Annotated in this window: 12 protein-coding genes; 1 reads left to right on the top strand and 11 read right to left on the bottom strand. The window is 63.0% G+C overall.

What is annotated here, in order from left to right; all coding sequences use genetic code 11:
* The first annotated feature begins 95 nt into the window (after positions 1–95).
* Positions 96–674 carry a hypothetical protein gene (locus WA950_RS17935; RefSeq protein WP_424553081.1) on the top strand — a complete coding sequence of 193 codons (579 nt, stop codon included), beginning with the start codon at positions 96–98 and terminating at the stop codon, positions 672–674.
* Between the two features lie 151 nt (positions 675–825).
* On the opposite strand, the gene WA950_RS17930 is transcribed toward WA950_RS17935, so the two are convergent.
* The 11 genes from WA950_RS17930 to WA950_RS17880 all read right to left on the bottom strand — a co-directional run bounded on the left by WA950_RS17930 (position 826) and on the right by WA950_RS17880 (position 12,123).
* Positions 826–1,575: a TSUP family transporter gene (locus tag WA950_RS17930; protein WP_424553080.1), complete on the bottom strand. Its 750-nt coding sequence runs from the start codon at positions 1,573–1,575 to the stop codon at positions 826–828.
* A complete protein-coding gene (locus WA950_RS17925) occupies positions 1,572–2,741 on the bottom strand; it encodes a mandelate racemase/muconate lactonizing enzyme family protein (RefSeq protein ID WP_424553079.1) in 1,170 nt (389 codons plus the stop codon). Before WA950_RS17925 ends, WA950_RS17930 begins: the two co-directional genes overlap by 4 nt.
* A 7-nt stretch (positions 2,742–2,748) precedes the next feature.
* Positions 2,749–3,483 (bottom strand): SDR family NAD(P)-dependent oxidoreductase, encoded by a 735-nt coding sequence (locus WA950_RS17920; RefSeq protein ID WP_424553591.1) that lies wholly within the window; start codon positions 3,481–3,483, stop codon positions 2,749–2,751.
* Between the two features lie 8 nt (positions 3,484–3,491).
* On the bottom strand, positions 3,492–4,970 hold the full coding sequence (locus tag WA950_RS17915; RefSeq protein WP_424553078.1) for an NAD-dependent succinate-semialdehyde dehydrogenase: 1,479 nt from the start codon (positions 4,968–4,970) through the stop codon (positions 3,492–3,494).
* Between the two features lie 27 nt (positions 4,971–4,997).
* Positions 4,998–6,044 (bottom strand): tagatose 1,6-diphosphate aldolase, encoded by a 1,047-nt coding sequence (locus WA950_RS17910; RefSeq protein ID WP_424553077.1) that lies wholly within the window; start codon positions 6,042–6,044, stop codon positions 4,998–5,000.
* Positions 6,045–6,055: 11 nt separating this feature from the next.
* On the bottom strand, positions 6,056–6,967 hold the full coding sequence (locus WA950_RS17905) for a sugar kinase (RefSeq protein ID WP_424553076.1): 912 nt from the start codon (positions 6,965–6,967) through the stop codon (positions 6,056–6,058).
* Positions 6,964–8,040 (bottom strand): ABC transporter ATP-binding protein, encoded by a 1,077-nt coding sequence (locus WA950_RS17900; protein WP_424553075.1) that lies wholly within the window; start codon positions 8,038–8,040, stop codon positions 6,964–6,966. The genes WA950_RS17905 and WA950_RS17900 overlap by 4 nt, the downstream gene beginning before the upstream one ends.
* A gap of 4 nt (positions 8,041–8,044) precedes the next feature.
* On the bottom strand, positions 8,045–9,043 hold the full coding sequence (locus tag WA950_RS17895; protein WP_424553074.1) for an alcohol dehydrogenase catalytic domain-containing protein: 999 nt from the start codon (positions 9,041–9,043) through the stop codon (positions 8,045–8,047).
* Between the two features lie 5 nt (positions 9,044–9,048).
* Positions 9,049–9,876 carry a carbohydrate ABC transporter permease gene (locus tag WA950_RS17890; RefSeq protein WP_424553073.1) on the bottom strand — a complete coding sequence of 276 codons (828 nt, stop codon included), beginning with the start codon at positions 9,874–9,876 and terminating at the stop codon, positions 9,049–9,051.
* Between the two features lie 10 nt (positions 9,877–9,886).
* A complete protein-coding gene (locus WA950_RS17885; RefSeq protein ID WP_424553072.1) occupies positions 9,887–10,762 on the bottom strand; it encodes a carbohydrate ABC transporter permease in 876 nt (291 codons plus the stop codon).
* A gap of 68 nt (positions 10,763–10,830) precedes the next feature.
* Positions 10,831–12,123 carry an ABC transporter substrate-binding protein gene (locus tag WA950_RS17880; protein ID WP_424553071.1) on the bottom strand — a complete coding sequence of 431 codons (1,293 nt, stop codon included), beginning with the start codon at positions 12,121–12,123 and terminating at the stop codon, positions 10,831–10,833.
* Between the last annotated feature and the right edge of the window lie 207 nt (positions 12,124–12,330).

Here is a 12,330-nt window from a genome sequence, read left to right as displayed (position 1 = left end):
GCTTTTTCGACGCGCGGCGGTCTATGCTGTATCCGCGCGGCGGAATGGGCTAAACTCGACAGATCTGGAAATGATGCGGAAAGCGAGTCACTCCCATGCAAACCCTCAGCGCGCCCTACAAGCTGACCATCGATGATGTCACCGTCGATACGTCGCGCATCCCGGCACAACTTAATGTGCATTACGAGGGCCAGCACGGTCCGGCGACGATCAGCCAGTCCCTTGACGGGGTCGATATTCCCGACCTGATGAAGGCTTGCGAAGCCGCCGCCGACCGCATCTTCCACGCCGAGTTCCGGCTGAACAACGCGGTGGAGATGTCCTTCTCCCTACGCGACGAGCAGGGCCTCTCCCTCTGGCACACCCAGCCGACCCTCTACATGCAGTGCCCGCTGACCATGTCGATGAAGTGGTCCTGCCTTCACCTCAGCAACACCTACAAGACCATGACCACCCTCGGCCTGATCGAGCTTCCCTCCACCGTTCCGCTAGACGGGAACCGCATCGACGCGAATAGAACCGCACGCGTCATCATGGATTCCATGGCCAACGGCGTGGAATTCATGGGCAGCCTGATGCGGATGCGCAATACGCTGGACCACGACGCGGCCAAATCAGGAGCGATCAATCCAACCTCCAGCCAACACGCCCCCTTCGTGGAAGTGGCAAGATAGAGCTCCAAATCAAGGAATTGAACACTCGACGGGTATTTTCGGCATGGCAGTACTGACAGAACGGCTATTTAGCTCGAAACCGGTCAGGATCAACCAGTCACTCCACCTGGAGGCGGTCCACCATCGAAAATTGGGTTCGGGTCGCTGAAAATCAGAGCGCCGGAGCAATCAATGAGACACCGGACAACAGCAGCAGCCCGAACGCTGCAAAGCGCAGGGTACGCGCAGACAATGCCGGGGGCCAGCGACGGGCCAGATAGGTCGAGACCAGGACGGCCGGCAACCCGGCGGCGGCCCACAGAAGCGCGTGATTGTGCCAGTCACCGTGCACCGCCACGAGGCCGAGCCGGAACAGGGAGTTGAGCGAGAAAATCGCCACGAGCGTCTCGCGGATCACCCGGTGCGGCAGGGGCTGGCGGTAGAACTGGAAGACCAGCGGCGGCCCCGCCGTGGAAAAGAGTCCGCCCATCACGCCGCCGAGCCCGCCGAAGAACACAAATGCCGGCCCTCCGGACGGCTGTGCCAGCGGCGACGGTCGCCGGATCAGTTGGAGGCTCGACACGATGATGGCAAGCCCCAGAATGAGACGCAGCATCGACAGCGACGATGACGCCAGCAGCGTCAGCAAGGCATAGCCGGCGACGACCATAGGCAGGCCGCCGGCAAGCGACAGGAGAAACGGTCGTGCGGCGATATCCCGCCAGCCCCTCGCCAGCACCACCACGGCGTTGGCAAGCGTGAGCAGGCTGACGACGATGGCCGCCTCGGGCAACGGTACAAGGCCCGTGAGCGCCAGCCCCCCCATCAGCAACAGACCGAAAGCAAAGCCTGTCAAGGTCTGCACATAGGCAGCGACGAAGGCGAGCGCGACAAAGACGGCGACGTCAGATGCACCGATCATATCGAGGGGCCAGAAGCCAGGCGGAGAGTTCGGAAGGGTTCGAGCCGGTCCATGTCCGGCACGATACCGATGCCTGTTCCGTCCGGCAACCCGACGACGCCCTTGTCCACCACCGGCCATGCCGGCACGACTGCGTCGCGTAGCGGGTTCGGATTAACGTCGATTTCCAGCAGACCATCCCCGCCGACAGCCGCAAGGATATGGGCCGAGGCCGCAAGACCGATACCGGCGCCGAGAAAATGCGGGCAGTAGCGCCGACCGGCGGCGATTGCCGCCCGCGCGACCGCACGACATCCCGTCGGCCCACCCCATTTTGCCGCATCCGGCTGGATGACGGAAAGGTGACCGGCGCCGATCACGGACCGGAAGGCCCGCAGGCCCGCCATGTTTTCCCCGCCAGCCAGCGGCGTTGCGGTCAGCCGTGCAAGTTCACCCCATATGGCGGGACCGGTATCGACGCGAACCGGTTCCTCCAACCAGCCAAGCCCGAGATCGGCGGTCGCCAGCAGGAAGGCGCGCGCCGCATCTGGCGTGAATGCCTGATTGGCGTCGGCATGCAGCGTTTCACCCGGTTGCAGGCTTCCGGCAAGCGCGCGGATCATTGCCAGATCGTGATCGAAATCGAAGCCGACCTTCACCTTAAAATCGCGATAGCCTGCCGCGCGCGACTGCGCCACGACCGCTTCGGCATCGCGGATATGAATGCCACTGGCATAGGCACGCACCGCTCCCGCAGCATCAGGCGAAAGTGGGGCGGAAAGCGGCACGCCGCGGCGGCGGGCAACGAGATCCCAATAGGCCATGTCGAAGCCGGCGATCACTTGTGCATAGGGGCCTGCCTCCCCGGTTTGCAGAACGAGTATGTGGGTTGCCGCCGTCAGTTCCTTCCAGAGGTCCGCCGGCTCCGGAAGCGGCCTGCCGAGAACACGTGGTGCGATGTCCGAGATAAGCAGCCGGGCGCGATGCTCCGCTCCACAAGCCGGCCAGTTGCACCAGATCTCGCCCCAGCCGACGAGGCCGGCATCGTCTTCCAGCCGCACCAACACCGCAGGCCGATCTCTCATCGTACCGAAGGATGTCGAAACAGGCTTTTCGAGCGGCACGCGAAATACATGCGCCTGGACAGATCTGATTACACAGGAGCCAGCGGAGCTTGCCTTGCTCATTGCGCCCTCACCCCGCAAGGAAGCCGCCATCGACGGCATAGACCGTGCCGGTGGCATAGCGCGCGGCCGGCATGGTGAGAAAGACCACGGCTCCCGCAACCTCTTCCGGCTGACCCCAGCGCTTCAATGCCGTGCGCGCGGCAATCCGGTCGCGATGCGCGATGTCCTTGCGCCCCTCGCTGTTGATCGCCGTCTCGATATAACCGGGCGCGACCGCGTTGACGCGGATCCCTTCCTCGGCCCAGGCGAGCGCGAGCGCCTTGGTCAGCATCACGACCCCGCCCTTGCTGGCGCAATAGGCCGGAAGGCGGGGCAGTGCGGCAAAGGCGTTCATGGAGGCGATATTGACGATCGAACCACGGCTTGCGGCAAGATGCGCACGAAAGGCCATGGAGGTGCGAAAGGTGCCGGTGAGGTTGACGTCGAGCACGCGCTGGAAGGTCTCTATCCGGAACTCTTCGTCGCGGGCGAGGATGCCCGCGCAATTGACAAGCGCATCGACCCGGTTGAAGCGGGCGGCGAATGCTTCCACCGCCTCGTCGGAGGTGACGTCCAGCACATCGAGGTCTATGGCTGGCAGGGTCGTCAGGTGCGACCGGTCGAGCGCGGCGCGATCGTGACCGGTTGCCGTGACCTTCACACCCCGGGCGTGGAACAGATCGGCAATCGCCGAGCCGATACCGCCTGCACCGCCGACAATGACGGCATGGAAGTCAGGCGGAAAGGAAAAGGGATCCTTCATCTCGGTCATCAGATACCCGCCACGGCGACGTATTTCAGTTCGAGAAAGCCCTCTATGCCGTAGGACGAGCCTTCGCGCCCCATGCCCGACTGCTTGACACCGCCGAAAGGCGCCATTTCGTTGGCCAGCATGCCGGTATTGACGCCGACCATGCCCGCCTCCAGCGCCTCGGCGACCCGCCAGACACGGCCGAGATCACGCGCGTAAAAGTAGGATGCGAGGCCGAATTCGCTGTCGTTCGCCATGGCGATGACCTCGTCCTCGTCGCGGAAGGTAATAATGGGTGCAAGCGGCGCGAAGGTCTCCTCCTTCGCCACTTTCATATCCTGCGTTATGCCGCTCATGACCGTCGGCTCGAAGAAGGTGCCGCCGAGCGCGCTGCGCTTGCCGCCGGCCAGAACCCTGCCGCCCTTTGCGAGTGCGTCGCCGACATGCTCCTCCATCTTGGCGACGGCCTTTTCGTCGATCAGCGGACCCTGACTTACACCCGCCTCCGTGCCCCGGCCGAGGGTGATGCCCGAGACCTTTTCCAGGAGCTTCACCGTGAACGCCTCCGCGACGGCTTCCTGGACATAGATGCGGTTGGCACACACGCAGGTCTGGCCGGCATTGCGGAACTTGGAGATCATCGCACCTTCGACCGCCGCATCGATGTCCGCATCATCGAAGACGATGAAGGGCGCATTGCCGCCGAGTTCGAGCGAGAGGCGCTTGATGCCATCCGCTGCCTCCTTCATCAGCCAGCGCCCGACATTGGTCGAACCTGTGAAGGTGATTTTCGCGACCTTCGGGTTGTGGCAGAATTCCATGCCGATCGGCCGCGCCTCGCCGGTGACGACCGAGAACACGCCTGGCGGCACGCCCGCACGCTCCGCCAGAACGGCGAGCGCAAAAGCCGAAAGCGGCGTCTGGGCCGCAGGCTTCAGGATCATCGAGCAGCCGGCAGCAAGGGCCGGCCCCGCCTTCCGGGTGATCATCCCGTTCGGGAAATTCCACGGCGTGATAGCCGCGCAAACGCCGACAGGCTGCTTCAGCACCATGACGCGCTGGCTCCGGTTGGGGCCGGGAATGATGTCGCCGTCGATGCGCTTTGCTTCCTCCCCGAACCATTCAAGATATGCCGCATTGGAGAGAATCTCGCCCTTGGCCTCACCGAGGGGCTTGCCCTGCTCGGCGGTCAGGATCTGGGCGAGATCGTCGGCGTTCTCGACGATAAGGTCATACCAGCGCCTGAGTACAGCGGCCCGCTCCTTGGCCGACCGCCGCGCCCATTCGACCTGTGCGACGGCCGCCGCGTCGATTGCTTCGCGAACCACCTCCACACCGAAATCCGGCACATGGACGATGACCGATCCGTCGAACGGGTCCGTGACCGCAATAGTCTTGCCCCCCTCGGCGCCCCGCCAGCGTCCGCCCACATAGGCCTTGTCAGTCAGCAGAGAGCGGTCCTTCAGGGCGGCAACCGGCCGCATCGATCGATCGTCCATGGTCGTTCCTTCCGTCAATGGTTCGCGTCAGGCAGCGGCATAGCTGCTGGCGAAGTCGCCTTCGTTCTGGATCTCCTGGAAGGCCGGCGCGGGCGCCGTCCAGCGCGGCGCCTTGGCTGCAGTGAGCGCACTCAGGGCATCCACCACGGCCACGCCTTCTTCCGCCAGTGCCTTGGCGACGGCCGCCGTATCGGGGAAATGCGAGCGGATCGCGCTGAGCCAGATGGTGCGGCCTGCCAGGAAGCCACCCGCACCGGCCGCATAGGCGTAATCAAGCACGCGCTCAAATTTCTCCGTTGCCGCACCGCCCGAAAGCAGCACCCACGGAATGCCCGCATCGGCGCAGATCTTGCCGATCGCATCGAACTCCCGCTGAGCGGCAAGCGCAGCCTCACTGCCATCGCGCGCCGGCAGGCTGTTGGCAGCAAGCGGGCTCTCGAGCTTCAACAGATCGACACCATATTCAGGTTTTGCGAATTCGCGCACGCTTTCAATGACGAGTTCCGGCAGCTTGGTCGGCGACTCGACATAATCAGCCGTGTGTCCAGCCGTCCCGAGGAAGGGGAACACGAGCAGTTCAAGCACATAGGCGATGTCGTGGCGGCGGCAGTCCTCGCCGATCTTGCGCACGAACTCCTTCTGGTGCTCGAGAACGTCAGCAGATGCGTCCGGCCGGTACCAGGCAAGCACCTTGACCGCATCCCCGCCGAGGCGACGGATCTTCTCGACGCTCCAGTCGGCGATCACCTTGGACATGCGACCGCCCTCGGTTTCCTCCGTGCGGTGATCTTCCAGCGTGACGATCAGCCCGCATTCCGGCGGCAACACGTCGATGGCGGCGGGAATAGCGTAGTTCGGATCGAACAGCATCGAACTGCAATGGGGGGCAAGATTTTCGACGAGAAGCCGCTTTGCCGTGACCATGTCGGAGAAGGAGACTTGCGACTTGTCGATCCCGCGCGCAGCAGCAAGCGCCTCGAAAAGCGGCGGGCGCTGGTCGAGCGCCACCATGCAGAAATGACCGTTCTTGTTGGCCAGGCGGGCGAGACCACGGGTTTTACCAAGTGTAAGCATGACGTTTCCTTTCAGGATGACTTCAAATCGTCGAGGGAGGGGATAGCGGAGCGGCCGCCGGGTCGGGTGCATTTCAGGGCGGCGACGGAACTGGCGAAGCCGAGCGCATCGGCAATCTCGAGCTTTGTGCCGAGCGCGAAAGCATAAGCGCCGTGGAAGACGTCGCCGGCAGCCGTGGTATCGACGGCACGGACAGCGGGCGCCGGCATGTCGTGCCGGCCCGAGCCGTCCTGCCAGACAAGACCGTTGCTGCCGCGGGTGACGGCAACCATCCGGCAACCGAAGCGGGCCGCCCGGGCAAGCGCGGTGTCAATACTCTCCCCGGCAAAGCCTCGCAGGCCGGGTTCGGAGAAGATGGCGTGATCGGTCAACGGAAGCAGGCGCTCGAAGACATCGCTATCGGCGACGTCACCATCGAGAATCGTAGGAATGCCGCGGCGGCGCGCTTCGGTGAAAAGCGCAGCCGCACCTTCCGGCCAGCGCGGATCCGCCAGCACGCAGTCGGCAGACAGGTCACCAAGGGGCAACCAGGCGGGATCATCCGGATAGTGGCCGCGGAAATTGACAATCTGCCGCTCGCCGCACGCATCAACGATGATGCCCGAGACGGAGGACGCCCCGTCCTCGAAGAGGCGGAACTGGCTGATATCGATGCCTTCTGCGCGAAAATCCGCGGCCATGAGGCGGCCTGCCTCGTCCTCACCTGCCCTGCCCCAGAAAGAAACCCTCCCGCCAAGCCGCGCAATCGCTACCGCAGCGTTTGCCGCCATGCCGCCCGGTTCAGTCAGGTGCTCGCCAGCGCGGATTTTCTCGCTACCGCCGGAAAACGGTGTTTCGACACGCCAGATGCGATCGAGCGCGGAAAGCCCAAGGCAGATGACCGACGGTGCAGCACCCTCTGGTATGTTCCATCGGCAGATCATCGGATGGCCTTTCCATCCGCGCTGTCGAAGAGATGCGCCTTGCCGGCTTGTGCAGCAAGAGCCAGTCTGTCGCCGACCTTAGGCCGCAGTTCGGGATTGACGCGGGCAACGGTTCGCACGCCCGCAAGATCGAAATGTGCAAGCGTGTCGGAGCCAAGCGGCTCGACAAGGTCGATCGTGACAGGCAGCCCACCAGCTTCACCATCGACGGGAATGAAATGCTCCGGCCGGATGCCGAGCACCGCCCCAGTCCTCGCACCGAGCGCGAATTTCAGCGCCTCCGGCACGGGTGCGGACAGATGCGGCGCGCCGTCGAAGACAAAGCCATCACCCGAACGACGGATGTTGAAGAAATTCATCGCGGGCGAACCGATGAACCCGGCGACGAACTGGTTCGCAGGCGTCTCGTAGACCTCTTCCGGCCGGCCGAACTGCTGGATCTCGCCGCCTTTCAGAACGACGATGCGGTCTGCCATGGTCATCGCCTCCACCTGGTCGTGGGTGACGAAAATCATGGTGGTCTTCAGCTCCTGCGACAGCGCCTTGATCTCGGTACGGACCTGGCCGCGCAGCTTGGCGTCGAGGTTGGAGAGCGGTTCGTCGAACAGGAAGACCTTCGGGTCGCGGACGATCGCGCGGCCCATGGCGACGCGCTGGCGCTGCCCGCCGGAAAGGGCCTTGGGCTTACGCTCCAGGAACGGCTCGATATGCAGGAGACCGGCGGCCCGGCGCACGCGCTGGTCGATCTCCGCCTTGGTCATGCCGCGCAGTTCGAGCGCAAAGGCCATGTTGTCGTAGACGGTCATGTGCGGATAGAGCGCGTAGTCCTGGAAGACCATGGCGATATCGCGCTTTGCCGGCGGGACGTCGTTGACCTTTGTGTCCCCGATGAAGAGCTCACCCGACGTGGACGGTTCAAGGCCGGCGATGATGCGCAGCAACGTTGACTTGCCGCAACCGGACGGGCCGACGAAGACGACGAATTCCTCGTCGGCAATCTCTAGGTCGAGGCCGGGGATGATGGTGAATTCGCCGAATTTCTTGGCGATGTTCCTGATGCTGATCGAGGCCATGATGTCACCCAAACGAAAGGACGGGCTTGATGAGCTTGCCTTCGGCGAAGCGGGCGAAATTCTCCGGCAGGTCGTCGAGACCGAAAGCGGCATCGACGAGCCGGCGATAGCGCTCCTTGTTGGCGCGCAGCAACTCGACATTCGGCGCAAAGTCGCCGACCGGGAAATAGAATGTGCGGATCATGTAGAAGTCCTTGCGGCGGAAGATCTTGCCTTCCTCGATGGTCCAGGGCGCAGCATTCTCGCCAACCAGCATCAACGCCCCGCGCGGCAGAACCAGTTCGATGCCGAGATTGCGGGCGGCATGGGCACCGGAGCATTCAAAGATCAGTTTGAAGCGCTTGTCGCGCGTGCCGACCGGATGGGGTTTCGCGCCGAAGGAGACGGCAATGGCGAGCCGCTCCTCGTTCGGGTCGCTGACATGGATGTCCTCGTAGCCGAGACTGGAAAGTGCCAGCACCACGCCGAGCCCGACCGGGCCTGCGCCGGTCACGAGGACCGGCACAGACCCTTGGGGAGGAACCAGCGGCATGGCGAAACGGACGGCGTGGGCAGACGTGCCGATCGTGTCGAGCAACAACGGCGCAAGATCGTCCTCGATGTCATCGGGGACGGGCAGCAGGCAGTTTTCCGGAACCGGCACATATTCGGCATAGCCTCCCGGCCGGTTCCAGCCGATCAGGCTCGATACTTCCAGGCACATCTGCGTGTCGCCCGCGGCGCAGGCATCGCAGTGACCGCAATGGACCGGGATATAGACCGCGCAGCGCTCGCCGTGGCGCGGATGGCCGGGTTGTTCGACCACACCGAAGATTTCGTGGCCGGCAGTGAATTCCGCCCCCTTGTACCAGAGTTTGAAATCCGAGCCACAGAGTGCGGTGCGCAATACCTTGACCAGAACCTCACCGTCCCCGACAGGCGGCAGGTCCTGCGTCTCGATGGTGATCCTGCGATCGCCGTGAAAGACGGAAGCGCGCATGCGGGCATTTTTTCTGTCAGTCATCCTGGTCATCCCTTGACGGCACCGAGGGTCAGCCCTGCAACGAGCCAACGCTGGACGAGGATCGCGAGCGCGAGCGGCGGCAGCGCGATGAGCGTGGCGGCCGCCATCAGCGAACCCCACTGGGTCGAGCCTTCACCGACGAAGTTGAAGGCGGCAGCAATCAGCGTCTTCGTGTCGGAATTCGACAGGATCAGCGAAAAGAGGAAGAAGTTCCACGAGAAGACGAAGGCGAGGATCGACGCGACCGCGACGCCGGAGCCGACGAGCGGCATGGCGATGCGCCAGAGAATACGGGTCACCGAGCAGCCATCCATTTGCGCTGCCTCGAAGACACTGCGCGGGATATTGTCGAAGAATGGCAGCAGCACCCAGGTGACGATCGGCATGGTGATGACCGCGTGGCTGAGGATCAGCGCCGTGTACGAGCCGATCAACCCGACCTCGCGGAACATGATGTACCAGGGCAGCAGGAAAAGCGTGCCGGGCGCCATGCGGGCGGCAAGCGTCAGGATAGCCGGCCAGGTGACACGCGACCAGGAGACGGCGAAGGCAGCCGGAATGCCGAAGACAAGTCCGAGCAGTGTCGAGCCGATGGTCACGACGAAGCTGTTGACCGCATAGGATAGGAACGGCGTCGTCTGCCAAAGCGTGACGTAGTTCTCGAAGGTCGGCTGGAAGAACAGCGTCGGCGGATAGGCCGTGACCTCGAAGGACGGCTTGAAGGAGGAGAGCACCATCCAGACAGTCGGCGCCAGGATCAGAATGCCCGCGATTGTCAGTTGGATCGTGTTCAGCCAATGGAGCCAGCGGCCCGGATTTGCATGATCGTTCATCGTCATCTCCTTACCAGGCGACCGCATTGCGCAGGCGGTTGAGCACGAGTACGGCGGCCAGCACGATGGCCGAAAGCGTGATCATGAGCGCGCTGGCATAGCCGATGTTGAAGAACTCGAAGCCCACCCGAAAACCATAGATATTGAGCGTGTTCGAGGCATTGCCCGGCCCACCCTGGGTGGTGATGTAAATGATGTCGAAGAAGCGCAGCAGATCGACGCTCCGCAGCACGGCGGCCGTGACGATAGTCGGCAAAAGCAGGGGCAGCGTGATGCGACGGAAGATGCGGAACGGCGTGGCACCGTCGATCTGGGCGGCTTCGTAGACACTCGGCGGCAGGGACTGCAGCCCGCCGAGCACGATCAGCGCGACATAGGGCGCCCACTGCCAAGTGTCGATCAGGGCGATGGTCGGGATCACCCAGGTCGGCGAGGCCAGCCACTCCGAAGCCGGAAGGCCAAGGCACTCCAGGAGATAATTTGCGGCACCCAAGGATGGGTCGAGAATGACGAGCCACATCATTCCGGCCACCACCGGCGGCATCATGAAGGGCGAGATCAGCAGCGAACGCAGCAGACCCGACAGGCGCTTGGAATGAAACAGCAGCATGGCGAGATAGATGCCGGCGACAAGCTGCAGGACCATGGACAGAAAATAGAGCGCGAAAGTGACGTAGAGTCCGTTCCAGAATTCACCGTCGGCAACGAGCGTCGAGTAGTTCGCGACACCCGAGAAACTTGCCTCACCCGTCGATGAGAACGAATGAAAGCCGAGCCAGATCGTGTAGACCACCGGGAAGGCGATCATCGCGACGGTGAAGATGACCGCCGGTGCGGACAGGGCAGCAAGCTGCCGTCTCTGGCTGTTGGTCGAGCCTGGAGTCATTGTCGGTCTTTCCATTGAACGATATCGCCGCATACCGGGCCCGACCGAAGCAGGGCCCGGCGGATGCGTCACTTGCGTGCGATCAGCCCATCGAGCGCGCTATCGGCGGCAGCACACGCCTCTTCGACGGACCGCTGCCCGAGAAGCACGTCCTGCACGGCCTGGCCAATATAGTCGCGCGATTCCGGGTTCGCGATGATCGGGTAACCGACCTCGGACGACCCATCGGAAGCCAGAACGCCAAGAGCCGCCTGCCAGCTTGCCCGCACCGGAGCCTCCGCGATCCAGGCCTTGTATTCCTCCTCGGAGGCGACCGAGGTGCGTGGCGAGGCAACGCCCTGCAGCGCCAGGCGTTTCTGCATTTCGGGGCTGGAAGCCCATTGCACGAAGTACCAGGCCGCATCCTGCTTGGTGCTCCGGCTGGAAATCGCCAGACCCCAGCCGATCGCCGTCGGGACGGTGCCCGCTTCTCCAGCCGGCAGCGGAACGACGGACGTGTCGTTCAAACGCTCACCCCCCTCCATGATGGTGCGCAACTCGTTGGAGGATTCGAAAGCCATGGCAGCGCGGCCGCTGCGATAGAGCGCCGAGATCTGGTAAAAACTATAGTTCGCCGCGCCCGGGGGACCGTATTCGCGCATCAGATCGCCGTAGTAGGCGATCGCCTTCTGACCAGCCGGCGAGCAAAGCGCCGACTTGCCATCGACAATGTAGGTACCGCCCATATTGTGCAGCACGTTGCTGAACGTATAGGCGATCGCCGGCTTGAGGCCGCGCGAGGCGAAAGGCGTGACGCCCGCGTCGCACGTCTTGATCTTCTCGGCCGCAGCACGCACATCATCGAGCGATGCAGGCTTGGCAAGGCCGCATTTTTCGAAAATATCGGTCCGGTAGTAGAGCAGAGGCCCTTCGAGATTTAGCGGAACACTGGTCAGTTTTCCGTCAAACGTCGCAGCTTTCACAAGCGCGGGGCTGATGCCGGCAAAATCGTACTCCGGAGCCACCGCACCTTGCGTGTAGGCTGACAGATCGGCATACCACCCGGACGCGGCGAATTGCTGCCCCTCGCGCGAGGCCAAGGTCATAAACACATCGACCTCGTCACTTCCGGAATTCAGCACCGTCACGAGGCGCTGGCGCATCTGCTGCTCCTGATAGGAGTCGACCTTCAGGTTAATCCCGGTCAGCGCCGTGAACTCATCCTTATAAGACAGCACCGCCTGAGACCAAGGATTGTTGTTCGCCAGGAATGAAACTGTTTCACCCTCATGCGCCTTCCAATCGAAAGCAGAGGCTTGCGTTGCCACCCCGGCAAGGAGCAACGACAGAACTGTGACATGGATAGAACGGCTTTTCGGCATGTCTTCCTCCCAGAAACCGCTCGGCGGCGGTGGATCGCGCACCTTCCCTGAGCACGACCTTCATGTAACCGGTTACATATTCCGCATTCAAGCATGCTGTCAACACCTGACGGGAAGGAAATTAATGCTGCATTGCAAGGCATTTTCCGTTTGACATCAGCCAAGCGATCGTCCCAGAACACATGTAACGTTACATGACACGGGCGA

Source organism: Shinella sp., assembly GCF_049651085.1.
Classification (GTDB): Bacteria; Pseudomonadota; Alphaproteobacteria; order Rhizobiales; family Rhizobiaceae; genus Shinella.
Note: the sequence above shows the minus strand (reverse complement) of the source record. Positions and strands in the feature narration are given on the sequence as shown.